General features: G+C 61.7%; 24 protein-coding genes and 1 pseudogene. 14 read left to right on the top strand and 11 right to left on the bottom strand.

What is annotated here, in order from left to right; all coding sequences use genetic code 11:
• Nucleotides 1–161 precede the first annotated feature (161 nt).
• The 3 genes from IGW04_RS21545 to IGW04_RS21535 all read right to left on the bottom strand — a co-directional run bounded on the left by IGW04_RS21545 (nt 162) and on the right by IGW04_RS21535 (nt 5093).
• Complete coding sequence (locus IGW04_RS21545; protein ID WP_194715159.1) at nt 162–1700, bottom strand: SpoVR family protein; 1539 nt, start codon at nt 1698–1700, stop codon at nt 162–164.
• Nucleotides 1701–1710: 10 nt separating this feature from the next.
• A complete protein-coding gene (locus tag IGW04_RS21540; protein ID WP_194715158.1) occupies nt 1711–2979 on the bottom strand; it encodes a YeaH/YhbH family protein in 1269 nt (422 codons plus the stop codon).
• Between the two features lie 191 nt (nt 2980–3170).
• Complete coding sequence (locus tag IGW04_RS21535; RefSeq protein WP_194715157.1) at nt 3171–5093, bottom strand: PrkA family serine protein kinase; 1923 nt, start codon at nt 5091–5093, stop codon at nt 3171–3173.
• 224 nt (nt 5094–5317) lie between these two features.
• On the opposite strand from IGW04_RS21535, the gene IGW04_RS21530 reads away from it, so the two are divergent.
• The 4 genes from IGW04_RS21530 (at nt 5318) to IGW04_RS21515 (ending at nt 7887) form a co-directional block, all read left to right on the top strand.
• On the top strand, nt 5318–5524 hold the full coding sequence (locus tag IGW04_RS21530; protein ID WP_194715156.1) for a hypothetical protein: 207 nt from the start codon (nt 5318–5320) through the stop codon (nt 5522–5524).
• Between the two features lie 78 nt (nt 5525–5602).
• Nucleotides 5603–6106 (top strand): SET domain-containing protein, encoded by a 504-nt coding sequence (locus tag IGW04_RS21525; RefSeq protein ID WP_194715155.1) that lies wholly within the window; start codon nt 5603–5605, stop codon nt 6104–6106.
• 228 nt (nt 6107–6334) lie between these two features.
• Nucleotides 6335–7588: a TIGR03862 family flavoprotein gene (locus tag IGW04_RS21520; RefSeq protein WP_323744891.1), complete on the top strand. Its 1254-nt coding sequence runs from the start codon at nt 6335–6337 to the stop codon at nt 7586–7588.
• On the top strand, nt 7588–7887 hold the full coding sequence (locus IGW04_RS21515) for a 2Fe-2S iron-sulfur cluster-binding protein (protein ID WP_194715154.1): 300 nt from the start codon (nt 7588–7590) through the stop codon (nt 7885–7887). Before IGW04_RS21520 ends, IGW04_RS21515 begins: the two co-directional genes overlap by 1 nt.
• Here the strand turns inward: IGW04_RS21515 and IGW04_RS21510 are convergent, their stop codons facing one another.
• From IGW04_RS21510 to IGW04_RS21490, 5 genes are all read right to left on the bottom strand, one after another.
• Nucleotides 7888–8511: a YcbK family protein gene (locus IGW04_RS21510; protein ID WP_194715153.1), complete on the bottom strand. Its 624-nt coding sequence runs from the start codon at nt 8509–8511 to the stop codon at nt 7888–7890.
• A 76-nt stretch (nt 8512–8587) separates the two neighbouring features.
• Nucleotides 8588–8947, bottom strand: a complete 360-nt coding sequence (locus IGW04_RS21505; RefSeq protein ID WP_194715152.1) for a DUF1842 domain-containing protein — start codon at nt 8945–8947, stop codon at nt 8588–8590.
• An 81-nt stretch (nt 8948–9028) separates the two neighbouring features.
• Nucleotides 9029–9595 carry a GTP cyclohydrolase I FolE gene (folE, locus tag IGW04_RS21500; protein ID WP_194715151.1) on the bottom strand — a complete coding sequence of 189 codons (567 nt, stop codon included), beginning with the start codon at nt 9593–9595 and terminating at the stop codon, nt 9029–9031.
• A 232-nt stretch (nt 9596–9827) separates the two neighbouring features.
• Entirely contained in the window at nt 9828–10424 is a 597-nt protein-coding gene (locus IGW04_RS21495) for a hemerythrin domain-containing protein (protein ID WP_194715150.1), read from the bottom strand.
• Nucleotides 10425–10541: 117 nt separating this feature from the next.
• Entirely contained in the window at nt 10542–10811 is a 270-nt protein-coding gene (locus tag IGW04_RS21490; RefSeq protein WP_194715149.1) for a GlsB/YeaQ/YmgE family stress response membrane protein, read from the bottom strand.
• A gap of 280 nt (nt 10812–11091) precedes the next feature.
• On the opposite strand from IGW04_RS21490, the gene IGW04_RS21485 reads away from it, so the two are divergent.
• The 5 genes from IGW04_RS21485 (at nt 11092) to IGW04_RS21465 (ending at nt 15043) form a co-directional block, all read left to right on the top strand.
• Entirely contained in the window at nt 11092–11871 is a 780-nt protein-coding gene (locus IGW04_RS21485; protein WP_194715148.1) for a histidine phosphatase family protein, read from the top strand.
• 7 nt (nt 11872–11878) lie between these two features.
• Nucleotides 11879–12796: an NAD(P)H-hydrate dehydratase gene (locus IGW04_RS21480; protein ID WP_194715147.1), complete on the top strand. Its 918-nt coding sequence runs from the start codon at nt 11879–11881 to the stop codon at nt 12794–12796.
• 417 nt (nt 12797–13213) lie between these two features.
• On the top strand, nt 13214–13888 hold the full coding sequence (locus IGW04_RS21475; protein ID WP_194715146.1) for a Bax inhibitor-1/YccA family protein: 675 nt from the start codon (nt 13214–13216) through the stop codon (nt 13886–13888).
• Between the two features lie 94 nt (nt 13889–13982).
• Nucleotides 13983–14702: a TerC family protein gene (locus tag IGW04_RS21470; RefSeq protein WP_194715145.1), complete on the top strand. Its 720-nt coding sequence runs from the start codon at nt 13983–13985 to the stop codon at nt 14700–14702.
• Nucleotides 14703–14791: 89 nt separating this feature from the next.
• Nucleotides 14792–15043 carry a DUF6139 family protein gene (locus IGW04_RS21465; RefSeq protein WP_194715144.1) on the top strand — a complete coding sequence of 84 codons (252 nt, stop codon included), beginning with the start codon at nt 14792–14794 and terminating at the stop codon, nt 15041–15043.
• A 91-nt stretch (nt 15044–15134) separates the two neighbouring features.
• Here IGW04_RS21465 and IGW04_RS21460 read toward each other — a convergent pair whose 3' ends face one another.
• Nucleotides 15135–16148: an AI-2E family transporter gene (locus IGW04_RS21460; protein WP_194715143.1), complete on the bottom strand. Its 1014-nt coding sequence runs from the start codon at nt 16146–16148 to the stop codon at nt 15135–15137.
• 136 nt (nt 16149–16284) lie between these two features.
• On the bottom strand, nt 16285–17235 hold the full coding sequence (locus IGW04_RS21455) for a Tim44 domain-containing protein (RefSeq protein ID WP_194715142.1): 951 nt from the start codon (nt 17233–17235) through the stop codon (nt 16285–16287).
• Between the two features lie 266 nt (nt 17236–17501).
• Between IGW04_RS21455 and IGW04_RS21450 the strand changes: the two genes are divergently transcribed.
• A complete protein-coding gene (locus tag IGW04_RS21450) occupies nt 17502–18647 on the top strand; it encodes a mechanosensitive ion channel family protein (protein WP_194715141.1) in 1146 nt (381 codons plus the stop codon).
• Here the strand turns inward: IGW04_RS21450 and IGW04_RS21445 are convergent.
• Nucleotides 18629–19354: an SOS response-associated peptidase gene (locus IGW04_RS21445; RefSeq protein ID WP_194715140.1), complete on the bottom strand. Its 726-nt coding sequence runs from the start codon at nt 19352–19354 to the stop codon at nt 18629–18631. The two genes, IGW04_RS21450 and IGW04_RS21445, sit on opposite strands and share 19 nt — an antisense overlap.
• Nucleotides 19355–19821: 467 nt before the next feature.
• Here IGW04_RS21445 and IGW04_RS21440 point away from each other — a divergent pair, with 467 nt between their 5' ends.
• The 4 genes and pseudogenes from IGW04_RS21440 to IGW04_RS21425 all read left to right on the top strand — a co-directional run bounded on the left by IGW04_RS21440 (nt 19822) and on the right by IGW04_RS21425 (nt 24843).
• A complete protein-coding gene (locus IGW04_RS21440; protein WP_194715139.1) occupies nt 19822–20148 on the top strand; it encodes a hypothetical protein in 327 nt (108 codons plus the stop codon).
• A gap of 172 nt (nt 20149–20320) precedes the next feature.
• Nucleotides 20321–21396: pseudogene (locus IGW04_RS21435) on the top strand (PQQ-dependent sugar dehydrogenase).
• Between the two features lie 4 nt (nt 21397–21400).
• Nucleotides 21401–21637 carry a hypothetical protein gene (locus IGW04_RS21430; protein ID WP_228527298.1) on the top strand — a complete coding sequence of 79 codons (237 nt, stop codon included), beginning with the start codon at nt 21401–21403 and terminating at the stop codon, nt 21635–21637.
• 122 nt (nt 21638–21759) lie between these two features.
• Nucleotides 21760–24843, top strand: coding sequence for a glycosyl hydrolase (locus IGW04_RS21425; RefSeq protein WP_194715138.1), 3084 nt, complete (start codon nt 21760–21762; stop codon nt 24841–24843).
• Nucleotides 24844–24863: the final 20 nt, after the last annotated feature.

Genomic DNA, 24863 nt, shown 5'->3' with positions numbered 1-24863 from the left:
ACAGTGGTTCATGCCCGCGCCGCAAGCCTGTTAGCTATTTGCAAACACCGTGCCACGAGAAAAAGCGTCATGCCAGAGGCAAAAGAAACGGGCGCCAGAGGCGCCCGGAAGAATGTGCCGGCAAAACGGCAGGAATTACATGTTACTTCGCCGAACTTTCATCAGCGGTAACGCTTGTCGGTACGACACTCGTGCGTGGACAGCACCTTGCCCTTCGGATCGACCGTTTCCAGGCGCACATCGAAACCCCAGAGGCGTGCCACATGTTTCAGCACCTCGTCGGTCTGCTGGCTCAATGGCCGGCGCTGGAACTGGGTATGGCGCAAGGTCAGTGAACGGTCGTCCCGGGTGTTGACAGCCCACACCTGGATATTGGGTTCGCGATTGCCCAGGTTGTACTGCGCAGCAAGCTGCTGGCGCACATAGCGGTAGCCGGCATCGTCGTGAATGGCGGAGATGGTCAGCTTGTCGTCATGGTCGTCGTCCAGCACCGAGAAGAAGTGGAATTCCCGGATCAGCCGCGGCGACAGGTATTGCGCAATGAAGCTTTCATCCTTGAAATTGCGCATCGCGAAGTCCAGCGTCTTGCGCCAGTCGCTGCCGGCGATGTCGGGGAACCAGTGGCAGTCCTCGTCATCCGGGTTTTCGCAGATGCGGCGGATGTCGCGCATCATCGCGAAACCCAGCGCATAGGGATTGATGCCGCTGTAGTACGGGCTGTTGATCGGCGGCTGGTAGACCACGTTGGTATGGCTTTGCAGGAATTCCATCATGAAGCCGTCGCTCAGTATGCCTTCGTCATAGAGCTGGTTCAGGATGGTGTAATGCCAGAAGGTGGCCCAGCCCTCGTTCATTACCTGGGTCTGGCGCTGTGGATAGAAATACTGCGAAATCTTGCGGGTAATGCGCACGATCTCGCGCTGCCACGGTTCCAGCAGGGGCGCGGACTTCTCGATGAAATACAGCAGGTTTTCCTGCGGTTCACTGGGGAAGCGTGCGGCTGGGGTGGCAATCGAGGAATACGACTCTTCACGCCGCGGCAAGGTGCGCCACAGATCATTGATCTGGCTCTGCAGATATTGCTCGCGCTCGGCCTGGCGGGCGTTTTCCTCCATCATCGACAGCTTGGCCGGCCGCTTGTAGCGGTCCACGCCGTAGTTCTGCAGCGCATGGCAGGAGTCCAGCAGCAGTTCGACTTCCTCGACGCCATGGCGCCGCTCGCACTCGGCAATGTAGTTCTTGGCGAACAGCATGTAGTCGATGATGGCTTCCGCGTCGGTCCAGGTGCGGAACAGGTAATTGCCCTTGAAGAAGGAATTGTGGCCATAGGCCGCATGGGCAATCACCAGCGTCTGCATCATCAGGCTGTTTTCCTCCATCAGGTAGGCGATGCAGGGATTGGAATTGATGACGATCTCGTAGGCCAGGCCCATCTGGCCGCGCCGGTAACCTTTTTCCGTCGTCAGGAAATGCTTGCCAAAGGACCAGTGGTTATAGGACACCGGCATGCCGACGGAGGCGTAGGCATCCATCATCTGCTCGGCGGTAATGATCTCGAGCTGGTTCGGGTAGGTGTCGAGGCCGAACTCGGCGGCGACGCGGCGCACTTCCTCGTGCGCCTGTTCGATCAGTTCAATGGTCCATTCCGACTGCTCCGGCAGGCGGCGTGCATGGACGGGCTTGTCTATCACTTGGCTCATGGGGCTGCCCTCATTTCGGCTGCTTCTTGAACAACTCGCGGAACACCGGGTAGATATCCGCCGGCGACTCGATTTTCTGCATTGCAAAATGCGGATGCTGGGTCGCCACCTGCGCATATTCATGCCACAGATTCTGCGGCGCGCCGTCGGTGATTTCCACATAGGCGTAGTACTGGACCGCCGGCAGGATCGCGCTGCTCAGTATCTGGCGGCAATTGACCGAGTCCTTGTCCCAGTTGTCGCCATCGGACGCCTGCGCCACGTACACATTCCAGTCGCCACTGGGATAACGCTCATGCAGGATACGCTGCAGCAGATGCAATGCGGACGACACCACCGTGCCGCCGGACTCGCGGGAATTGAAGAACTCGTGCTCGTCCACCTCGGTGGCGGCGGTATGGTGGCGGATGAACACCACCTCGATCTTGTCGTAGGCGCGCGTCAGGAACAGGTACAGCAGGATGAAGAATCGCTTGGCGGTGTCCTTGCGCTGCTCATCCATTGAACCCGACACGTCCATCACGCAGAACATTACTGCCTGGCTGGACGGCTTGGGCGTCTTGACCCGGTTGCTGTAGCGCAAATCAAAAGGATCGATGAAGGGAATCGCATTGATCCGGGTTTTCAGGTGCGATATCTCGTGCCGCAGCTTGATCACTTCCGGATGGTCTTCCTCTGCCATCAGCAACAGGTTCTCGAGTTCTTCCTCGGCCCGTGCCAGGCGCCTGCCATGCTTGCCGCCGATCGCGATGCGCCGCCCGAGCGCACCGCGCAGGGAGCGCAGCACATGGATATTGGCCGGCGTGCCTGAGGTGGTATAGCCGGCGCGGTGGCTCTTGAATTCGGTGGTGGAAGCGAGCTGCTTCTTGACCATGTTCGGAAGCTCGAGATCCTCGAAGAAGTAATTCATGAATTCTTCGCGGCTCAGTTCGAAGACGAAATCATCTTGCGTAACTTCTTCGCTATTGCCCGATTTCCCGCCACCGCCGCCACCACCGCCACCGCGCGGACGCGCCACCCGGTCGCCCTTTACATACTCCTCGTTGCCCGGATTGACGACTTCCCAGATTCCGCCATGGGAATGGCCAAAGGTCGGCTCGTTCACATCCTTTGCCGGGATGGAAATCTTTTCGCCGCTGGCGATATCGGTAATAGAGCGCCCCTTGATGGCACGCTCCACCGCTTGCTTGATCTGACCTTTGTAGCGCCGCAAAAAGCGTTCGCGGTTGACTGCGGACTTGTTCTTGCTCTGCGTACGCCGATCGATGAGGTAAGTCAATATGGTCTCCTGCTCATGCTACCGAGGCAAACGCGGAACCGTCGCTTCCGGTCTACCACATCATCCGCCCGGCATTGCCGGGTTCCGATGGCGCGCGACGGGCGTCAGCGGAAGATACGTCTGGCCCTACCCCATAAACTAGCAAGAGCAGGGCCAGTCATGCAAGCCCGCGAGCAGGAAAGCCTGCCTGCTTACGAAGACTTCCTTACCCGCAAATACCATTCGCACAGCAGCCGCACCTGCTTCGGCGTATAGCCCTTGGCGACCATGCGCTCGACAAACTCCTTGTGCTTGTGGGCGTCGTCCGCGCTGGCCTTGGCATTGAACGAGATCACGGGCAGGAGTTCCTCGGTATTGGAGAACATCTTCTTCTCGATTACCGTGCGGAATTTCTCATACCCCGTCCATGCCGGGTTCTTGCCATTGTTCTGCGCCCTGGTGCGCAACACGAAGTTGACGATCTCGTTCCGGAAGTCCTTGGGATTGGAAATGCCGGCCGGTTTCTCGATCTTCTCCAGTTCGCTGTTCAGAGAGTCGCGGTTGAAACTCTCGCCGGTGTCGGGGTCACGGAATTCCTGGTCCTGTATCCAGAAGTCGGCGAAGGTCACGTAGCGGTCGAAGATGTTCTGGCCATATTCGGAATAGCTTTCGAGGTAGGCGGTCTGGATCTCCTTGCCGATGAACTCAACGTAACGCTGCGCCAGGTATTCCTTGATGTAGGAATAGTATTTCTGCTCCGTCTCCGGCGGGAACTGCTCGCGGCTGACCGCCTGCTCCAGCACATACAGCAGGTGCACCGGGTTGGCCGCGACCTCGGTGCTGTCGAAGTTGAAGACCTTGGACAGGATCTTGAACGCGAAGCGAGTGGACAGGCCGGTCATGCCCTCGTCCACGCCGGCATAGTCGGCATATTCGGTGCGCGACTTGGCCTTGGGATCGGTGTCCTTCAGGTTCTCGCCGTCATAGACCTGCATCTTGCTGAAGATGCTGGAGTTCTCCGGCTCCTTCAGGCGCGACAGCACCGCGAACTGGGCCATCATCTTCAGCGTGCCGGGCGCGCAGGGCGCATCGGCCAGCGAGGAGTTGCGCACCAGCTTGTCGTAGATCTTGATCTCGTCGGTCACGCGCAGGCAGTACGGCACCTTGACGATATAGATCCGGTCCAGGAACGCTTCATTGTTCTTGTTGTTCTTGAAGGCCTTCCACTCCGATTCATTGGAGTGGGCCAGCACGACGCCGTCGAACGGTATCGCGCCAAAGCCTTCGGTGCCCTTGTAGTTGCCTTCCTGGGTGGCGGTCAGCAGCGGATGCAGCACCTTGATCGGCGCCTTGAACATCTCGACGAATTCCAGCAGGCCCTGGTTGGCCAGGCACAGGCCGCCGGAATAGCTGTAGGCATCCGGATCATCCTGCGAATAGTCTTCCAGCTTGCGGATGTCGACCTTGCCGACCAGGGACGAGATGTCCTGGTTGTTCTCGTCGCCCGGCTCGGTCTTGGCCACGGCCACTTGACGCAGCACCGAGGGATAGCGGCGCACGATGCGGAAGCGGTTGATGTCGCCGTTGAACTCGTGCAGGCGCTTGACGGCCCAGGGACTGGGGATGGAACGCAGATAGCGGCGCGGGATGCCGTAATCCTCTTCCAGGATCACGCCGTCTTCCTGTTCATTGAACAGGCCGAGCGGCGATTCATTGACGGGGGAACCCTTGATGCAATAGAACGGAACGCTCTCCATCAGGGACTTGAGCTTTTCGGCGATCGACGACTTGCCGCCGCCGACCGGGCCCAGCAGATACAGGATCTGCTTGCGCTCTTCCAGGCCTTGCGCCGCATGGCGGAAGTAGGAAACAACCTGCTCGATAACTTCCTCGGTGCCGTAGAACTCGCGAAACGCGGGGTAAATCTTGATGACCTTGTTGGCGAAGATGCGGGACAGCCGCGGATCATGCCGGGTGTCCAGGAGCTCAGGCTCGCCTATGGCTGCCAGCATCCTTTCAGCCGCGGTGGCGTAAGCCATGCGGTCGCGCTTGCAAAGATCCAGATACTCCTGGACCGACATCTCTTCCTCACGGGTCCTTTCATATCGTGCCGCATAGTTCTCAAAGATTTTCATTTGCATGGTTCCTTTGAAGTGAATCTATCGTCAGCTAACGCTTGTGCAGAAGCTGGCTTTCTGCCCCGCAATTCAATAATACGCGTTCTTTCTTTTATCAGCATTGGCCCTGTCGGAAAACTTGATCTATTTCCAGAGCCACGCCGTGCATCCGACGCGCATGAGCCCACCACTGCGAAGTGCCGCGCGCGCCCTTGGCACCGCGATGAAAACCGGATTCATATTTGCATATTATCCGAATCATTGCATCAAGCATTGATGCTCTCGTCACTGGCCGGATCGCTGGTTACGGCGAACGCAAACATGATGCGCTCATGTCGTTTTTCACGCCTGTTCTTGAAGGCATGCCGGGTTATCATCGCGATGCATTAAAACAAGGCCGGGACAGAAAATTTATCATGGCATTTCCGTATGTGCTGCATCCGGTCTGAAACTTTGTCTTACAATTTTTCCTGTCGCAGTCGTCCTCCTTTCAACCCGTCCATGACGCCATCACCAAGCCAAGTTCAATGACCCGATCCAAGCCCGCCGCCGTGCCTGTCCCGGAACCGATACCCTCCATCGTCGTGCGCCATTCCAAGATCCATGGCAACGGCGTATTCGCAAGACGCAAGATCCCTGCCGGCAAGCTGGTGTCGGAATACATTGGTGAAATCATCACCGAGAAGGAGGCGGAGAAGCGCACCGGGCTGGACCCCGACAATCCTTACCACACGTTTTTCTTCGCCCTCGGCAATGGCAAGATGATCGATGGCGCCAGCGGCGGCAACGATGTCCGCTGGATCAACCACAGCTGCGCGCCTAACTGCGAGGCACGCGAGGAAAACAACCGCATCTTCATCTACACCCTGCGCGACATCCAGCGCGGCGAGGAACTGAACTATGACTACGGCCTGGTGCTGGAAGGCCGGCATACGCCAGCGGTGAAGCGCGCCTACCAGTGCCTGTGCGGCCAGCCGAACTGCCGCCAGACCATGCTCGCGCCCAAGCGCGGCCGGCGCCGCGCGGCGTAATGCAAGCAGCGCACAGTATTCAGCGGCAACATAACTGATATCGCAAATCGGAATTGGCGGACAGGACGCAGGCTTTCTATACTTCGTTCTGTCTCCTCTATGTCTCCTCATTTGATATAGATTCAGCCCGCTCCCAGAGCGGGCTTTTTTTTGCCCGCCTCCCGTGGACCACGGCCCTGCTAAACTGCCGTCCCGGCCATCTCTACTGACGCAACAAGGAACAGGCACGTGCAAGACAGTCATTACGGCGACGCGCCCAGGCGGGTCGTCATCATCGGCGGCGGGCCGGCTGGCCTGATGGCGGCCGAAACGCTGGCAGCGGCCGGCGTCGAGGTCGATCTCTACGACGCCATGCCATCGGTAGGCCGCAAATTCCTGCTGGCCGGCCGCGGCGGGCTGAACCTGACCCATTCCGAGCCGGCGGAGCGTTTTCTGGGCCGCTATGGCAGCCGCCAGATGCAAGTAGCGCCGCTTCTGGCCGGCTTCGACGCCGATGCATTGCGCGCCTGGTCGCATGGTCTGGGCGTCGATACCTTCGTCGGCACATCCGGCCGGGTCTTCCCCACGGAAATGAAGGCTGCACCTTTATTGCGCGCCTGGCTGCACCGCTTGCGTGCGGCCGGCGTTCGCTTCCATATGCGGCATCGCTGGCTGGGCTGGGAAGACCGCGCACTGCGCTTTGCCACCGCCGATGGCGAGATACGGGTACGTGCCGGCGCGACGCTGCTTGCGCTGGGCGGGGCCAGCTGGAAGCGGCTGGGGTCGGATGGCGCCTGGCTGCCCTGGCTGCAGGCTGCGGGCGTCGAGGTGGCGCCGCTGCTGCCTGCCAACTGCGGTTTCGACGTGCGCTGGAGCGACCATTTCCGCGAGCGTTTCGCCGGGCAGCCGGTCAAGTCGGTCACGGCGACATGCCTGCTTGCCGATGGCGCCACGCTGACACGGCCCGGTGAATTCGTGATCACCGAAAGCGGCGTGGAAGGCAGCCTGGTCTATGCCCTGTCGGCGCCGCTGCGCGACGCCTTGATCGCAGAGGGCAGCGCGCTGCTGCGCCTGGATCTGGCGCCCGGCAAAAGCCTGGAGCGGCTGACGTCCGAACTGCAGCATCCGCGCGGCTCGCGCTCGCTGGCCAGCCACCTGCAAAGCCGGGCCGGCGTGACCGGCGTCAAGGCGGGCCTGCTGCGTGAGGTGCTGGACCGGGAACAGATGAACGACATGCGCCAGGTGGCGTCGGCAATCAAGTCGCTGCCATTGCGGCTGGTTGCGACACGGCCCATCGATGAAGCCATCAGCAGCGCCGGCGGGGTGTGCTTTGAAGCGCTGGACGAGAGGCTGATGCTGCGTTGCCTGCCGGGCGTGTTCTGTGCCGGGGAAATGCTGGACTGGGAAGCCCCCACCGGCGGCTATCTGCTGACAGCCTGCATGGCCAGCGGCAGGAGCGCGGCGCAGGGCATGCTGCGCTGGCTGGCGGAAAGGGGTGCGTGATGGCAGACGACGAAAGGACGTTCGCGGTGACCATCAGTCCGCATGGCTGGCGCTTCGATGCCGCCGACAGCCAGCCATTGCTGCGCTCGGCCGAGGCGGCCGGCATCAGGCTGCCGAGTTCCTGCCGCAACGGCACCTGCCGCGCCTGCATCTGCCAGATGACCGCGGGCCGCGTGCATTACCGCATCGAGTGGCCCGGCCTGTCCGCTGACGAAAAGCGCGAAGGCTACATACTGCCCTGCGTGGCTTACCCCGATGCCGACGTCACGCTGGAGAACCGGGCAGCGAAGCTCGCCTGATCAGCCTTTCCAGGTGCGCTGCAGGCCGGTATCGGCATGGATCCAGCCGCCGCGGGCGTCGCTGCGGTAATAGAAGCCCACGCCGCCCTGCCGGAAGCTGCGCACCAGGCCGCCCAGCACGATCGCATCCAGATGCGGCACCCGGATGTCTGCCGCCTTGCCATCCATGTGCAGCGATTTGCGTGCTGCCGGCACGCCCTGCTCTCGCAGCCGCTGATTCGACTCCGGCGTGCGGTAGCCCGACAGGATTTCCAGCGGCGCCGTGATGCCGTAGCGGGCTACGAAGGCCTGGGTTCCCCACATGGTTTCCAGCAGGTTGGGATCCATCGGCGCGGTCTTGCCGCCGCCGTTGACATCGCGCAGCAGATGGCACAGCTGCTGGTAGGCCGAATCGATCACCTCGCCATCCTTCCAGTACAGCAGCCTGGCGCGCTCGCCGCTGGCCGGGCGCACGACCTCGATCACCCTGGGCTTGACCCAGAATTCCATGTCGAGCACTTCGGCGTCGAAGATATCCGGCGGCGGCTGCATGGCGGACGCGGGAGCGGACAGGCCGGCATCGGCAAACAGGCCGCCGGCGGTAAGGAACAGGCTTTTCTTGATGAAGGAACGGCGCGAAGTCATGACGGTGGTTCGGTGATTCGGTTGTACGGACGGAGCGCGGAAGTTTACCCGAGGGACGCCCGGGCCTGCGGGAAATTTACAATTCAGATGCCGGCACCACCACATTCTCGACACTGGCATTGGCCACCGCCATGCCGCCAAGGATGAAGTTGCCGCTGCCGCCGCCCCAGTCGGGGCGCATGCGCAGCGCAATGTCCAGCGCCGGCACATGGTCGGGATCGTTCTCGTGATAACCGAGCAGGAAGATCAGGATCTCAGCATGCCCGGGCGTGGAATAGCGCTGGAAACGCCCTTCCACCTGCACTTCGTCCTGGCCATCCGCGGCCCGGATGCTGCAGCGGCCGGCCAGCCTCTGTTCGGGCAGGCTGCCCAGTTCCAGGTTCAGCACCGGCGCCGAGGGCATGGCGCTCTGGATTGTGAGAGTCAGGGCTTGCATTTGGCCTCCATCGAAAGGAATGGAGACTCAGATGCAGCGCCACCGCATTGGTTCGCAATGCGGCGGCCTTTTTGCGATGCGTCAGTCTTCGCGCGCTAGTGCCAGGAACTCGGTACGCATGCCGAGGTTGGGCTGCAATTCGCCCAGCATCGAGGAAGTGACGGTTTCTTCGCCGGGCGATCGGATGCCGCGGCTTTCCATGCACATGTGGCGGCAGCGCAGCACCACGCCGACCGCCTTGGGCTCCAGGTGGGTCATCAGCGCGTTGGCGATCTGTATCGTCAGCCGTTCCTGCACCTGCAGGCGCTTGGCGAAGCAATCGACCAGCCGGGTCAGCTTGGACAGTCCGACGATTTTCCCGCTGGGCACATAACCGATGATTGCCTTGCCAAAGAATGGCGCCAGATGATGCTCGCAATGGCTGTAGACCGGAATATTGCGCACCACGATCAGCTCGTTGTATTCCTCGGCGCCGTCGTCGAATGCCTTGAGCAGTTCGGCCGGGTCCTGGTCATAGCCGGAGGTCCAGTGTTTCCAGGCCTTGGCGACACGCGTCGGCGTGTCCGCCAGACCGGAGCGATCGGGATCTTCACCGAGACTGAGCAGAAAACGGCGCCAGTCCTGTTCAGTAAATGCCTGTTCCGACATGGGAAATTCCTTCGGGCGCGTCTGCGCTCCACTTGAGTTATGAAAATGGGCCGGCGCATCGGGCTGAACGCGCCACTGGAAAGGCGCACATCCTAACTCAAATCAGGATATTTGTTGGATTCGTGGAAAGTAAAAGTGGGGACGTCATCCGGCGCCTTGCCTGGCGCCGGACTGACCCGGATGGCGTTGCCGCGGCGACTGCCGCTGCGCCTGCCGGAAAAAGTGCAGACAATCAGAGACGTGCGCTGGTGCCAGCCTTGCCGGCTTTCCTGCCAGGCTGGTTGGGGGCCGAAGCCGGCGCCGCCGCTTCCGCGCCATCGCGCGACTGCTTCATCGCCGCGATTTGCTGGCCCAGCGCTTCCAGGTCCATCTTGGCCTTGCGGGCCTTCCTGAACATTTCCTCTTCCTCTTCCTGTACGTGATGGTCGACATATTCGCCCAGCACCGACACCTTGGCATCCCACAGCGGGTCGGACGGATCGCCGCTTTCAATCTGGGCAATCAGGTCCTTGGCGCTGGCATGTTCCACCTCGGCTTCGTTGAGCATGTCGTCATCATCGATCGCTTCCCGCGTGGCGGGATAGAAGATCTGTTCCTCGACTTCGGCATGCAGCGTCAGTTCGGCGCAGATCTGCTGCGCCAGCGCCTGCTTGTCGGCGGATGTGCCATCCTCTTTAATCTTGTCGAACTGCTTGAACATCTTCTTGACGCGCTTGTGGTCCGCCGTCAGAAGGGCGATGGCGTCGGTTCTGGAAACCTTGGCGCTCTTCTTGGCAGCAGTTTTTTTCGCGGCGGTCTTCTTTGCGGCGGTCTTCTTTGCGGCAGGCATGGCAATCTCCATTCAAGGTTTTAACGGTACGCCGTCAGCGGGCGCTTCCATGAGCAAAACCTGACGGCCGCAAGGCGCGTCAGGTCAGGGTAATGAGGGTATTGCTTGCTGCCGTGCTTAGCGCACCGAACCGCGGCGGAACAGGTTGACAATCATCAGCAGGACGATCGCGCCGAGGAAGGAAATAAACAGCGAAGACAGGCTGAAATCATTCTGGTTGATGGTGCCGGTACCAAACATCGGTGCAAGCAGGAAGCCGCCCAGCATGGCACCTATGATGCCAACGACGATGTTGAGGAACATGCCTTGTTGTGCGTCGGTACGCATGACGATGCTTGCGAGCCAACCGATGATGCCACCTACGACGAGCCAGATAATGAAGTTCATGATTTCCTCCTGAGTGGTTGAGTGACATAAGGGCTTATGTCCATGGAACGCAGATTAGCAGCGGCCATGAGGCGTTCATATAGGACAGAAGCGCGATGTACTGTAGGAAAACATGAATAATTGACATCCTTTTTTCCTGCATCGTTTTGCCTCCCTTGAACGCATCCGATGCGCTGCCCCAACGCTTGCGCCTGCATAACAAACGGCGTGCCGCCTCGGCCGCTGCGAAACTTTGCATGCCGGCCGGGAGTCATTGAAGGACACCGAGGAGAATAGGGAAATGGCACCAGAGAACGAACAGAAATGGCCAAGCAACCTGTGGATCATCCGTCATGGCCAGAGCGCCGGGAATGTGGCGCGTGACGCGGCCGAAGCAGCAGGGCTGCCGCTGATCGACATTGCCGAGCGTGACGTCGATGTGCCCCTGTCCGATCTCGGCGAGCAGCAGGCGACCGCGGTTGGCCTGTGGTTCGCTTCGCTGCCCGAAGACCAGCGGCCCACCGTGATCCTGACCTCGCCCTATGCGCGGGCGAGAGCGACTGCGCGGCGCATCCTGGAGCATGGCGGCATCGACCCGGACGATGTGTCCTTCGTCGCCGACGAACGCCTGCGGGAGAAGGAATTCGGCATCCTGGACCGGCTGACCCGGCACGGCATCCTGCAGAAGTACCCGGAACTGGGCGAGCAGCGCGCCCATGTCGGCAAGTTCTACTTCCGGCCGCCCGGCGGCGAAAGCTGGTGCGACGTGATCCTGCGGCTGCGCAGCGTGCTCGACACCATCGTGCGCGAGCACCGCAGCGAAAACGTGGTCGTGGTAGGCCATCAGGTGATCGTCAATTGCTTCCGCTATCTGCTGGAGCGGATGGACGAGCAAACCATCCTGGACGTCGACCGCATGGGCGACGTGCCCAATTGCTCCATCACTTCCTATGCATTCGACCGCGCGCTGGGACGCAAGGGCAAGCTGGCCCCGCGCCTGGTGAACTTCGTCGTGCCGCTGCAGGAAGCCGGCGCGCCCGTTACCAGCGAGCCGGACGTGCCGGCCGCGCCAAAATCCTGAGGCATTGATGACCCAACCGGACCTGACCCTGATCGACGATGCGCTGCTGCGCGACTGGCCGCTGCCCATGCCCAGCGATGAAGGCGACAAGGAAGAACGCGGCCGCCTGCTGGTGATAGGCGGTTCGCGCCAGATGCCGGGCGCCGTCATCCTGGCGGCGACGGCGGCCATGCGCGCCGGCGCCGGCAAGCTCGCGATCGCCACGGGCGAGAGCGTTGCCCAGCTGGTGGCGCTGGCGATCCCCGAGTCGCGCGTGATCGGCCTGCCCGAAACCGACGACGGCGGAATAGACGCGGCCGCCGCACGGGCGCTGGCCAGCATGCGCGGCCGGCTCGATGCGGTGCTGATCGGTCCGGGCATGCAGGACGAACCCGCGATCTGCGAATTCGTCCGTGCGCTGCTGCCCATGCTGGACGGCGTTCGGCTCGTGCTCGACGCGGCGGCCATGGGCGTGGTCTGCGATGCTGATACGGATGGCGGAACCGGCTTTCTCGGGCATGGCGGCGCGGATGTGCTGCTGACGCCGCATGCCGGCGAAATGGCGCATCTGTCGGGCGCTTCCAAGGAGGAAGTCAGCGCGGACCCGATGCGCATGGCCCGGCGCATGGCGCGGCGATGGCAGGCCACCGTGGCGCTGAAAGGGCCGACCACCATCATCGCCGCGCCCGAGGGCGAGACCTGGAAGCATGAGGGCGGCAATGTCGGCCTTGCCGCTTCCGGCTCGGGCGACACGCTGGCTGGCATCATCGTCGGCCTCGCCGCCCGCGGCGCCACGCTCGCACAGGCTGGCGCATGGGGGGTGGCACTGCATGCGCGCGCCGGCGACGCGCTGGCGCGGCGCTCCGGGCCGCTCGGTTATCTGACGCGCGACCTGGCGGCTGAAGTACCGATGCTGATGCATAGACTAGGGACAGGCGAGGGATAAGCCAGCAGGCGACAGGCGGTGCTGGCCAGGCTATGTGCGCTGCCGAACGGAAACAATTTCCACGGCACAGCAACATGCTGGCTTTACGACAACATTCCTCATCCATGGATTCCTCTCCCCTGATCCGGCTTGCCCTGAATGGACTGCTTGTATGCGCCGTGCTGGCGCTGCTGGCCCTGGCAAGCCAGGCATGACGTCGATAGCAAGCCTGTCATCGTCCGGCAGTAGCGCCTATGCTGAAAGGTTGCGATGCCAACTGATGTCGCCATATCTCAATACTTCGTATTTTACGAATAAATCATTCCGTTATCTTCGCTTTTAACATTAGCTTGGTCACTCTAACATCTTGCTGTTTCAACGACTGCCGGCCGATTCCGGTGGCGGTTCTTCAACATTGACTCGACAAGGAGCTGGGCCATGAATGATCGTTACACTGCGTTGCGCCATGGCGGCGCAAGCACCGTGATGGACGGCGCGGCGCACCGGGTGCTGCGCAATACCTACCTGCTGCTGTCCATGTGCCTCGGATTTGCCGCCGTCACCGCTGGCGCATCCGCTGCGCTAGGACTGCCTCATCCCGGCATCCTGCTGACCCTGCTCGGCTATTTCGGCCTGATGTTCCTGGTAACGAAAAACCGCGACAGCGGCATGGGCGTGGTCTTCCTGTTTGCCCTGACCGGCTTCATGGGCTATACGCTGGGTCCCATCATCAGCATGTACCTGAAGATGCCGAATGGCAGCCAGGTCGTGATGACCGCACTGGGCGGCACCGCCGCGATCTTCCTGGCCCTGTCGGCCTATGCGCTGACCACCAAGCGTGACCTGTCCTTCATGGGCGGCTTCCTGATGGTGGGCGTGCTGGTGGCCTTCCTGGCTGGCCTGGCGGCGCTGTTTCTGAACATGACGGCGCTGTCGCTGGCGGTTTCGGCAGTGTTCGTGCTGCTGATGTCTGGCATGATCCTGTACGAGACCAATAACATCGTGCGCGGCGGCGAGACCAACTATGTGCTGGCGACATTGTCCCTGTTCGTTTCCATCTTCAACCTGTTCACCAGCCTGTTGCACCTGCTGGGCTTCACCAGCAAGGAATAAGCAGTACGGCCGGGCGTCATCCAGCGCCCGTGCCGGCAGGCGCCATCCACACGGATGGCGCCTTTTTTATTGAACTGACTAACGGAGAATGCCCATGATGGAACTGCTCACCGACCCGCAGATGTGGATCGCCTTCGCTACCCTGACCGCGCTGGAACTGGTGCTGGGAATCGACAACATCATCTTCATTTCCATCCTGGTCGACAAGCTCCCTGTGGAAAGGCGGGAAGCAGCCCGTCGCATCGGCCTGTTTGCCGCCATGTTCATGCGCATTGGCCTGTTGCTGACGCTGGCCTGGATCGTCGGCATGACCGCCCCGCTTTTCTCGGTGCTCGGCCAGGACATTTCCGGTCGCGACCTGGTGCTGATACTGGGCGGGCTGTTCCTGCTGTGGAAGAGCGTGGGCGAGATACACCAGACCATCGAGGGCGATGAGGAGCATGGCGCCGGCAAGGCGGTGAAGGCCACCTTTGGCGCGATCATCCTGCAGATCATGGTGATCGACCTGGTGTTTTCGCTGGACTCCATCATCACCGCCGTGGGCATGGTCAATGAAGTCGCCGTGATGATTGCCGCAGTGATCGTATCGGTCGGCCTGATGATGCTGTTCGCCAGCCCGATCGGCCGATTCGTGTCGGCCCACCCGACCATCAAGATGCTGGCGCTGGCTTTCCTGGTCGTGATCGGCGTGGTGCTGATCGCCGATGGATTTGGCTATCACATGCCCAAGGGGTACATTTACACAGCCATGGCGTTTTCGCTGCTGGTGGAACTGCTCAACATGCGCATGCGCAAACGTCATTCGCGTCGATAGCAGCCAGGGCAGTGAGGCGTTGCGGCGAGCGCAACCTTTTCCGTGCGTCCACGTCAAATCCGGACGCTCACTTTTGAAAGGACAGGATCATGAGGCTGGACATTTACAGACGCCCTGAAAGCAATGGTCATTTCTCCTACCTGGCGGTGCCGGAAGGCAAGCCGATTCCGGAGGAAGCGATCAGCGTCGACTGGGAAGAGGCCGACCGCGGCGTCGAGGTCGCCGACGGACAGCCTTCGCTGGCCGACTTCTCGATCGACGAGCCATTGCAGCAGATCAGCGCCAAGGGCTACGCCATCACCAGCATCAAGACCCTGGGCGATCCCACGCCCATGCCCTGAGCGATCACGGCAGATCAGGGAGCCGCCGGCGGCGGCTCCTTCGCACCGCGCCCGCCGCGGTGCGCCACGCCAGTCCCACCACGCATACCAATCACACCAGACCCGTTTCATCCAGCTCCCGCTTCAGGTAGGCATACAGCACCGGCGCTGCAATCACGCCCGGCACGCCGAACACCGCTTCCATCACCAGCATCGCCGCCAGCAGTTCCCAGGCGCGGGCATCGATATGGGTGCCGATGATCTTGGCGTTCAGGAAGTATTCGAGCTTGTGTATCGTGATCAGGAACACCAGCGAAGCAATGGCGACATTGAGCGAATGCGACAAGCCCACCACCACCAGCACGGTGTTGGAGATCAGGTTCCCGATCACGGGCAGCAGGCCGGCCACGAAAGTGATGGCGACCATGGTCTTGGACAGCGGCAGGCGCACGCCGGCCAGCGGCAGCGCGACGAACAGGAACAGCGCGGTGAAGGCGGCATTGATGGCGGCGATGCGTACCTGGGCAAACACGATCTGCTCGAAGGCCTTGGCCAGCGAGACCACGCGCGCATGCAGCGCGGCGGCGAGCGGCTTGTAATTCTTCGGCTCGGTGGTGTCGTACAGCGCCGCCATCGCGCCTACCACCATGCCGATCAGGATATGCGCCACCACCCTGCCTATCTGCTCGCCCATGCTGCGGGCTTCCACCGCGTGGTCGCGCATCCAGCGCGTCATCATGTCGCGCAGCGCGTCCACATTGGTGGGCAGATGGTCGCGCACCCATCCCGGCAGTTGCGCGCGTGATGCCTGGATGATGTCGGCGGTCCTCTGCAGCAGCAGCGCGATCTGCTCCGGGTCGGAGACGTAGCCGACGATGGCCCAGACCCCGCCGGCCAGCACGGCCACGATCAGCCCGCTCAGCAGCGCCACCGCAATCATGCGCTGGCGCTGGTCGCTGATCTGGCGTCCCAGCACCGGCGCCAGCAGGTGTACCAGAGCATAGACCAGCAGTCCGGAAAACAGCGCCGCCAGCAGGCCCTTGTACAGCACCAGCCACAGCATGATTCCGGTCAGGATGTAGGAAGCGACGACGACGGGATCGGTTCGGTTCAGCGGTGTGGTCATGGAGAGGATATGGTCTTGAAAGTTGTGCGCCTACCTTATACCAATCCTGCTTCCGCTCATAAAAAAACCGCCCACGTTTTGCGTGGACGGTTTCCAAGGCCGACAGGCCGGCGCCTCGGGCGCCGGCTGCTGGAGGTCAGGACAACTGCTGGATGCCAGCCAGCGTCCAGCCACCCTGGCCGGATGCGGGCTTGGTCAGGTTCCAGACTTCGGCGAACGGCTCGGCCGGCGCATTTTCCATCTCGCGGATCATGCCGCTGAACTTGACGCTGGCCAGGTGGTCGGCGCCGCTGTTCTCGATGCCCAGCAACTGTGCGTCGAGCGTGACGACGTCGGTGTGGTTGGGCGACGCGCCGCGTTCTTGGATCTGCATGCGCAGTTCGGCAAACATCTCCGGCGTCGTGAATTCACGGATGTCGTTGGTGTCAGCCTTGTCCCATGCGGCCTGCAGCCGGATGAAGTAGGTCTTCGCATGGCGCAGGAAAGCCTGCGTGTCGAAGTCGGCTGGCACTCCCCACGGTGCGCTGGCCTGGGTGGCAGCGGCGGCTGCGCCGCCGAACACTGGCTCTTGCGACTGCAGTGCGGACGGACGCCCTTGCTCAAGATGCGAGCCGATCTCCGGCGTCACCGATTGCTGCATGCCCTGTGCACCGGCATAGGCCGGACGCAGGCCCGCGCTGTCCTGGCCGCCCTGCGACTTGCTGCGCACCATGCGGTAGATGAACAGGCCCGCCATCACTAGCAATCCGACCATCAGGATCGTGCTGATCATGCTGGCCAGCGCGCCGCCTATGCCCATGCTGGAGAGCAGTGCGCCCAGTCCTAGACCCAGCAATGCGCCGCCCAGCATGCCTTTCCACGGACTTGCCGGCTTGGGAGGCGTTGCGGCTGGCGTGGCGGGACGCGCCGCTGCGGGCGCCGCCGCGGACTGCGCCGGCGCCGCCGACTGCGACGGGCCAGCCTGGTTGACGCTCTGGGACTGTTTCCCGACCGAGCTGCCGCTGCCCATGCGCTTGGCTTCCGCGCTGGACAAGCCGATGCTGACCGCCATGACGGCGACCATGACGCCCATGACTACCTTTTTCATTTGCTGCTCCTCTCGTTAGCATTCAGTGTGAAGGCGGTCACACCAGCCGATTCGGTTTTGAACACTGCATCATACGGGGCGGCATTGCTTTAAAAAAGCGAAGTTAAATTGATTATTTGTTCGTTAAATACGAAAACAGAAGATTCGTGAAACCAGCTTCCTGGAGACTTTGTACGGCAACGAACAGACGGCGACTGACACCTTCAACTAGTTTGTCGGGCTGCTAGCAAACAATGCACCGCGATGAAAAGCAAACAAGGAAACCGATGAGCGACTACCTGCCGGATTGGCTGCACCGGCAACTGATGCTTGCCCTGCCCTGGCTGCCCGATAGCCAGCGCTATGCCTGGCTTGATGTGTTGCTGCAGGTAATCGTGGTGCTGCTGGTTGTCATGATCGGCGACCGGCTCGGCATGCCGGTGCTGCAGCGCCTGGCACGCCACTTTCCGTTTTCGCGCCGCCTGCTCAGGCAATGCCGCCAGTCGCTCCGCGTGGCCATATTCTTCCTGCTGCTTCAGATCATTTTCCGCGACAGCGAATCGACGCTGCGCATTGCGCCGCTGCTGCTGCACATCACGGCGCTGCTGACGATTGCCTCGCTGACCTGGCTGTCCACCCGGGCGGTGCAGTCGATCGCCGACACCATCGTCGAACTCAATCCGATCGACCGCGCCGACAACCTGGCCGCCCGCCGCATCCATACCCAGACCCGGGTGCTGGCCAGGTCGGTCAATGTGCTGATCATCCTGATCGGCACCGGCATGGCGCTGATGACGCTGCCCCTGCTGCGGCAGATCGGCACCAGCCTGCTGGCATCGGCGGGCGTGGCCGGCCTGGTGGTGGGTTTCGCCGCCAAGCCGGTGCTGGGCAATCTGCTGGCCGGAATGCAGCTGGCCATCAGCCAGCCTATCCGCCTGGACGATGTGGTCATCGTCGAAAACGAATGGGGCCAGATCGAGGAAATCACCGGCACCTATGTGGTGGTGCGCATCTGGGACCAGCGCCGCATGATCGTCCCGCTGCAATGGTTCATCGAACATCCCTTCCAGAACTGGACGCGCAGCAGCGCCGACCTGCTGGGCGCCGTCACCATCTGGGTGGATTACCGCCTGCCGCTGGCGCCGCTGCGCGCGGAGGCGCAGCGCCTGTGCAGCGAACTGGAGGAATGGGACGGGCGGGTCTGCGTGGTGCAGGTCACGGATGCGAATGAACGCGCAATGCAGGTGCGGGTGCTGGTCAGCGCCTCGGATGCGGGCCGCACCTTCGACCTGCGCTGCAAGGTGCGGGAAGGACTGCTCGACTTCGTGCAGCGCGCCTATCCCGATTGCCTGCCGCGGCTGCGCGCCGACACCGCCGGCGAGGACCTGATAGCCCGGAAGGCCGCGCCGGCGTATCAGTCGCGCAAATCCTGACCGGGCGTTGCCCCCTGCCCGTCCAGTTCCACCGGCTCGATCAGGTGCGGGTCGCTGTTGCCGACCCGGTTGACGTCCCGGCTCACCGGATACCAGTCAAATTCCTCTGCTGGCACCGCCATCGAGCGCGCCAGCTGCTCGGCCTGCTCGGCCGGCAGGTCGGGGTCCATCCATAGCCGCGCATCCTCCGGCCCGAGCACGACAGGACGGCGGTCATGCACGTCGACCATCCCTGCGTCGGCGGCGGCCGTGACGATGACAAAGCCGCTTCCCTCCGGATTCTCGCGGTCCGGGCGCACATTCGTGATCGCTGCCAGGAACAGCGGTTCATCCGTCTTGCGATGGATGTACCAGGGTTGCTTGTTGCCTGCCTTGCCAGTCCACTCATACCAGCCGTCGGCCGGCACCAGCACCCGACCGTGCAGCCACATGTGACGAAAATACTTGCCAGTGGCCGCCTTTTCGATGCGCGCGTTGATCGCCATGGGAATGCCTTTTTCGGCCGCCCAGTTGGGCCGGTAACCCCACCGGACCGCGTCGACCATGGGCCCGTCCCCGCTCATTGCATGAATCAGCCAGGGCGTGGTGCCAGGCGGCGTGTTGTATGACGGCTGACGGCTGGCCGCCTCCTCGCTCATCCTGAGTGGCAGTCCCAATACCTTGACATAGTCCAGCGGTTTTCTGTGCTGGGTGATGCGTCCACACATGACAGCCTCCATAACGCGACGCCGACGACGGTCGCTGAATGAATATTTGGTACAGAAACCTATTATGAAGGCGATCAATTTTGCCGGCATGAGCGAACCGGTACTGGTACGCCTTGATTCCTGACAAAGAATTACAGGAAGGTTGCGGACGATCAAACGGAAAGGAGGAGCGCGATTGTGTCTTAATGCAATTTGTTGTAATTTAACATTGTTCCGGAACACCATTGAAGACACGACAACAGTGTCGCAAACATTTCCGGAAAGCGGCAGGCAACACAGAAAGCGCTGGTAGTGAATGCAGGTGATATTAATCCGGCTCAGGAATTGGCGACCTTCAAAAATTGCACGCAGTTATTGTTTTTAATCAAAAATAAAATTAGCGACAAGGAAATTTTGTGTGCTGAACGATGTCTTTAAGACAGCACAGCACACCATTCCCAACCTGACATTTTGAAAGTGATTTAGCCATGGCGTCCGAAAACCTTGTAACCCAGGAATCCTACAATCCCAACCACCTGCTCGACATCCTGATCGAGCGCCTGAACCTGAAGAACGATGCCGCACTCTCCCGCGCGCTGGAGGTGGCACCGCCCGTGATCAGCAAGATCCGCCACCGCCGTCTGCCGGTCGGCGCCTCGATGCTGATCAGGATGCATGAAGTCAGCACGATGAGCGTGCGCGAACTGCGCGACCTGATGGGCGACCGCCGCACCAAATACCGGCTCAGCGATGCCCAGGGCAAGCCCAAGCCAGCGCCGGCGCAGCCGGCAGGCGACAAGCAGGCCAACAGCTAGCTTTTGCCATCGGCCAGCGTTGGCCGCAACCGTCGTGCGCTATCATGCCGTCACCCCGACCGGGGCTGACGGCATTTGCTTATCAGGCAGACGAAAAACGATGAATGCATGCGACTACGAAACCGCGCCGAAAGCTCGCCAGCTTCGCTGGCCAGCGCTGGCGGCAGCCATCCTGCTCGCGCATGGCGCGTCCCATGCCCAGGCCGTGCGCGTCGAAGTCCTCGGCAAGCAGCTCGATCACCCATGGGGCCTGGCCTTCCTCGACAGGGGGCGCATGCTAGTGACGGAAAAGGGGGCGCGATGCGCCTGATTCAGCCCGATGGCAACGTGGGTGCGCCGCTGGCCGGTCTGCCCAGGATCGACGCCGGCGGCCAGGGCGGCCTGCTCGATGTGCTGGCCGACAGTGGCTTTACCGGCAACCGCCTGGTCTATTTCTGCTTTTCCGAACCGGCGGCAAATGGCCCGGGTAATTCCACCGCGCTTGCCGTGGCACGGCTGTCCGAGGATGAACGCCGCCTGGAAAACCTGAAGGTGCTGTTCAGCCAGAAGCCGAAGTTCGCCAGCAACCACCATTTCGGCTGCCGCATCGTAGAAAGCCCGGACGGCAAGCTGTTCCTGACGCTGGGCGAACGCTTCCGGCGCATGCAGGATGCGCAAACGCTGGACAACCATCATGGCAAGGTGGTGCGGATCAACAAGGACGGCACCGTGCCGGCCGACAATCCTTTCGTTGGCAAGGCCGGTGCCCTGCCCGAGATCTGGAGTTACGGCCATCGCAATGTGCAGGGCGCCACCATCGGTCCCGAGGGGCGGCTGTGGACGCACGAGCACGGGCCGCAAGGCGGCGACGAGATCAACCGCCCCGAGGCTGGCAGGAATTACGGCTGGCCTGTGATCACGTACGGCGAAAACTATGGCGGCGGGCCGATTGGCGCCGGTCTCACCGAAAAGGCCGGCATGGAGCAGCCGCTGCATTACTGGACCCCGTCGATTGCGCCGTCCGGCATGGCATTCCTGAGGAGCGACCGCTATGGCAGCGCCTGGCAGGGCAGCCTGTTTGTCGGTTCGCTCAAATTCCGGTACCTGGACCGGCTCGAGATCCGCGACGGCCGCGTCGTGAAGGAGGAAAAATTGCTGCAGGACGTGGGACAAAGAATCCGAGATGTGCGCGAAGGCCCCGATGGCCTTCTGTATGTGCTGACCGATGCATCCCCGGGCCAGTTGCTGCGCCTGGCGCCGGGGTCCTGACGCGATGCCCGGCCTGATCAAGCACCGCGGCGTGCGGATCGTCACGCTGGAAGCCGGCGACACCGTCGAGCGCCATGGCCGCCCTGGCGACATCATGATCGAAGGGCGCAACGATGGCTGGTATCTCCATTTCATCGCTGACGATGGCAGCGCGGACAGCTACGAAGACCCTTACGACAGCTATAACAAGGCGCTGTGGGCCGCCAAGGCAGCGGCGGAATATCAGGCCAGCGGGGAATAGCAGGGAGCAGGCCTCGTCTTTCCGGCTCTCAGGCCACAGGATCTTTCCAGAACAAGCCGGTACATATCAGTTCCCACCCGCTATCAAAGCATGTCCGTAAGCGGGTTTCCACGGAGAACTGCATGAAAAAGCCTTTTTTTCTTGCGCTTGCATCAACAAGCGCTGCCTTGCTGCTTGCCGCCTGTTCTGACGGCTCGATCAGTCAAGCGGACGGCAATGCCTCCCCAAGAATCGAGTTACCCAGGCCGACGCCGGCGCTGGCGGGCAGCGTGGCAGTCGGCAGTATTCCGCTGGTGCCCTTACGGTCTCCCATGTCGGCTAGTCCGCCATCAGCCACCATGCTTGCTGCGGCAAAATCATCGTCCAATGACACGCTGGGCCCGATATCGACCACGGACCCCAGGATCGTGCTTGGATCCAACCGAGCTCTTGCCAATCCCTGGCAGCCTGGCAACATCGATCGCAAGCTGATCACCCTGCCTGCCGGCACGGAAAACCGGATGCCGACCGGCAAATGGTTCAAGGGCCTTCTTTACCAGAGCCCGCTCAACCTCGATGCCTACTTCATGCCCAACGGTGACGACAGCGATCCGCGCAACAAGGGCGGCGAGACCGAACAGTCGAACATCTTCGCCTTCCCCAACAAGCTGGGCATCGACGACAGGATGGGCATGGTGTCCGTCAGCTTTGCAACACGCCGCTATATCGCCTACGGTATCGCCGGCAACGCGGACGTCTACGATCTCCGAAATCCATACGTGGCCGATACCCTGCTCTACCATATCGCGCCCAACAGCAGCCAGGATATGCGGCTGACCTATGCGCAGCCTGCCGGAGGACGCCTGTCCCGCCAGGTCGATCACTTCGACGAGTTGACCGTGTCCACCAGTTGGCGCAACAGTACCGGCAGCCAATTCATGCAGCTGCTGGCGGCGGAAGGATCTCCCTATGTGACCATGCGCTATGCAGGTTTGCGTCCCGTGGTGCAAGTGGGCCAGGGAAGCCGCGCCCGCACGCTCAAGGACGCATTCGGCCTGCCGCTCGATCCGGTGCAATATGCGTACGACCAGCAGGAAAGCGACAATGGCATCCAGGCGGTCGCAGTCGGGGAAGAGCCGCTGCAGACCTTTGTCGAAAACAACCGGCAGCGCCTGACGCCGACATTAACCGGCACCAAGTTCCGCTTCGTCTACCAGACTCCCGACCGGGCACGGGCAAAACCTGGCACCAATGACGGCAATCCTTCCATTCCCCTGTTGTCCCTGAAGGAAATGGTGGTCTATTCCTCCAGCCCGATCACCCTGGAATGGGACACGCCTTCGCGCTCCTACGTGGCTAGGGAGGCTTACTCTGGAACGATACGCAGCGCGCTGGTGGATGATGTCGCTCAGGAGGAGTGGGGCTCGAAAGTCACCGGCATCTCCGACATTCCCTCCTTCAAGGCGCGCCGTGCCATCCTGGACCGGTATGCGGCAACTTTCCCCATCCGCTCCGAGATCTTTCTCGAATACGATGGCAATGCCACCGGCCTGATCAGGTACAGGTGGGACACGGAACGCATGGATGGCGCGACCGCCCGGGGCGCCGATCTGCTGATGATGGGCTTCGACGCAACGCATATTCCCTCGCTGCGCAATCCAGCCAGAATCGATGGGCTGACCTACCGGTCCAACTTCGGCGCGATGAGCGCCGTCGCCGGCGACGAGTGGGCGCAGCAACTGGGCATTCCCGGCATCCTGCGCAATGGCGCTGAAGCCAAACAGCTCTGGATGGGCAATGGCGACATCAAGTCTGCCGATCTGCCAAGAGTCAAGGCATCGCTGGTCAACGACACCAAGCTGCTCACCACGAACTTCCTCGCCGCGTGCAACGCGGACTCCTACATTTGCGGAAAATACTTGCACAATGTGAGCCGTCTTGCCCTCATTGCCGAAAACGTCGGCGACACCGCCAGCCGCGACACGCTGGTCGCCTATCTGAAGCAGTCGCTTGCGCTCTGGCTGGATGGCGTCGATGCAAGCGGCCGGCAGGTCAACCCCCTGACAGATGGCGTCAACGACACCTTCGTGTATGACACGACCAATGGCGGCACGATCACGTCGCTCGGACTGCAGAACTACGACAAGGACTATAACAACCGCGCCTATGTCGATCACATGTTCCATTACGGCTATTACGTCTATGCCGCCTCGGTCGTCGCCGCTCTGGATACGGACAGGGACAAGCCGTGGTTGCCGGCGCATGTCGACAAGGTCAATCTGCTGGTGCGCGACATCGCCAATCCCAGCCTGGACGACATGCACTTCCCGATCATGCGTACCTTTGACTGGTACCGGCTGCAGAACATCGCCGATACCGGGCCGGACCCCAACGGCGGCAATACCGAGTCATCCAGCGAATCCATCAACGCGAACTATGCGCTGGCCACATGGGGAGCCGTGATTAAGAATTCGCCGTTCCAGGCCATGGCCGCGATCATGACGGCAGCCGAAATCAGGACTGCCCAGGCCTTTTACCAGGTCACTCCGGACACGCCTTACCTGAAGGACCTTGATCATCCCGAGGTCGATGTCAGCGTCAAGCTGGCCAACGGCAGTTCGACGATGAAGATCCGCCCGGGCGATGAACCGGTGATGAACATCCTGCGCGCCAACATCGTTGAAACGAATACCTTCTTCGGCCCGCTGCTTGCCAACCGCATCGGCATCAACCTGCTCCCGATCAGCCCGATTTCGGAGTTCGTGATATCGCCGGCCTGGGCCCGGGCCCACAGCGCCACGCTGCGCAGGCTCGAGGACAGCAACACCGACCTCTTCGCCAGGATCATCAATACGCCGCCTGACCAGAGCGCAGCATGTTTCCTGGCCGGCTGGGATGTCACCAAGCCGCAGCTGGATGGAAATGGCGTGCCGATCCCGCCGAATCCCGGCGCTGTCTGCGCGGGAAGGCTGCGGGTGCTGTACAGCTGGCGCCAGTTGCCGGTCGCAGCCAACGGCATCAATGACCCGGCGGGAGCCTATCAGCGCTACGCCAGCTACATGGATGCGCTGGAGCAGCAACAGCAAACCTACAGGAACAATACCCGCTCCAGCGTGTATCCCAATTCCTCGCTGAATCCCGAGGGCGTGGTCGCGGATGTGCTGAAGGACAATTCAACGCCGTCGACCGACACCAATACCTTGTGGTGGCTGTCTTCCCGCAAGTAGGCGCAGCAGCAAGCCCAGCA

The organism is Noviherbaspirillum soli (genome assembly GCF_015352955.1).
In the GTDB taxonomy this organism is placed as follows: Bacteria; Pseudomonadota; Gammaproteobacteria; order Burkholderiales; family Burkholderiaceae_D; genus Noviherbaspirillum_A; species Noviherbaspirillum_A soli.
This window is presented reverse-complemented; position numbering and strand designations above follow the sequence as displayed.

Excerpts from the sequence above, each read along its gene's own strand:
- IGW04_RS21545 (WP_194715159.1), bottom strand. The coding sequence starts at position 1,700 with ATGAGCCAAGTGATAGACAAGCCCGTCCATGCACGCCGCCTGCCGGAG.
- IGW04_RS21535 (WP_194715157.1), bottom strand. The coding sequence starts at position 5,093 with ATGAAAATCTTTGAGAACTATGCGGCACGATATGAAAGGACCCGTGAG.
- IGW04_RS21525 (WP_194715155.1), top strand. The coding sequence starts at position 5,603 with ATGACCCGATCCAAGCCCGCCGCCGTGCCTGTCCCGGAACCGATACCC.
- IGW04_RS21515 (WP_194715154.1), top strand. The coding sequence starts at position 7,588 with ATGGCAGACGACGAAAGGACGTTCGCGGTGACCATCAGTCCGCATGGC.
- IGW04_RS21510 (WP_194715153.1), bottom strand. The coding sequence starts at position 8,511 with ATGACTTCGCGCCGTTCCTTCATCAAGAAAAGCCTGTTCCTTACCGCC.
- IGW04_RS21505 (WP_194715152.1), bottom strand. The coding sequence starts at position 8,947 with ATGCAAGCCCTGACTCTCACAATCCAGAGCGCCATGCCCTCGGCGCCG.
- folE (WP_194715151.1), bottom strand. The coding sequence starts at position 9,595 with ATGTCGGAACAGGCATTTACTGAACAGGACTGGCGCCGTTTTCTGCTC.
- IGW04_RS21495 (WP_194715150.1), bottom strand. The coding sequence starts at position 10,424 with ATGCCTGCCGCAAAGAAGACCGCCGCAAAGAAGACCGCCGCGAAAAAA.
- IGW04_RS21490 (WP_194715149.1), bottom strand. The coding sequence starts at position 10,811 with ATGAACTTCATTATCTGGCTCGTCGTAGGTGGCATCATCGGTTGGCTC.
- IGW04_RS21485 (WP_194715148.1), top strand. The coding sequence starts at position 11,092 with ATGGCACCAGAGAACGAACAGAAATGGCCAAGCAACCTGTGGATCATC.
- IGW04_RS21480 (WP_194715147.1), top strand. The coding sequence starts at position 11,879 with ATGACCCAACCGGACCTGACCCTGATCGACGATGCGCTGCTGCGCGAC.
- IGW04_RS21475 (WP_194715146.1), top strand. The coding sequence starts at position 13,214 with ATGAATGATCGTTACACTGCGTTGCGCCATGGCGGCGCAAGCACCGTG.
- IGW04_RS21470 (WP_194715145.1), top strand. The coding sequence starts at position 13,983 with ATGATGGAACTGCTCACCGACCCGCAGATGTGGATCGCCTTCGCTACC.
- IGW04_RS21465 (WP_194715144.1), top strand. The coding sequence starts at position 14,792 with ATGAGGCTGGACATTTACAGACGCCCTGAAAGCAATGGTCATTTCTCC.
- IGW04_RS21460 (WP_194715143.1), bottom strand. The coding sequence starts at position 16,148 with ATGACCACACCGCTGAACCGAACCGATCCCGTCGTCGTCGCTTCCTAC.
- IGW04_RS21455 (WP_194715142.1), bottom strand. The coding sequence starts at position 17,235 with ATGAAAAAGGTAGTCATGGGCGTCATGGTCGCCGTCATGGCGGTCAGC.
- IGW04_RS21450 (WP_194715141.1), top strand. The coding sequence starts at position 17,502 with ATGAGCGACTACCTGCCGGATTGGCTGCACCGGCAACTGATGCTTGCC.
- IGW04_RS21445 (WP_194715140.1), bottom strand. The coding sequence starts at position 19,354 with ATGTGTGGACGCATCACCCAGCACAGAAAACCGCTGGACTATGTCAAG.
- IGW04_RS21440 (WP_194715139.1), top strand. The coding sequence starts at position 19,822 with ATGGCGTCCGAAAACCTTGTAACCCAGGAATCCTACAATCCCAACCAC.
- IGW04_RS21430 (WP_228527298.1), top strand. The coding sequence starts at position 21,401 with ATGCCCGGCCTGATCAAGCACCGCGGCGTGCGGATCGTCACGCTGGAA.
- IGW04_RS21425 (WP_194715138.1), top strand. The coding sequence starts at position 21,760 with ATGAAAAAGCCTTTTTTTCTTGCGCTTGCATCAACAAGCGCTGCCTTG.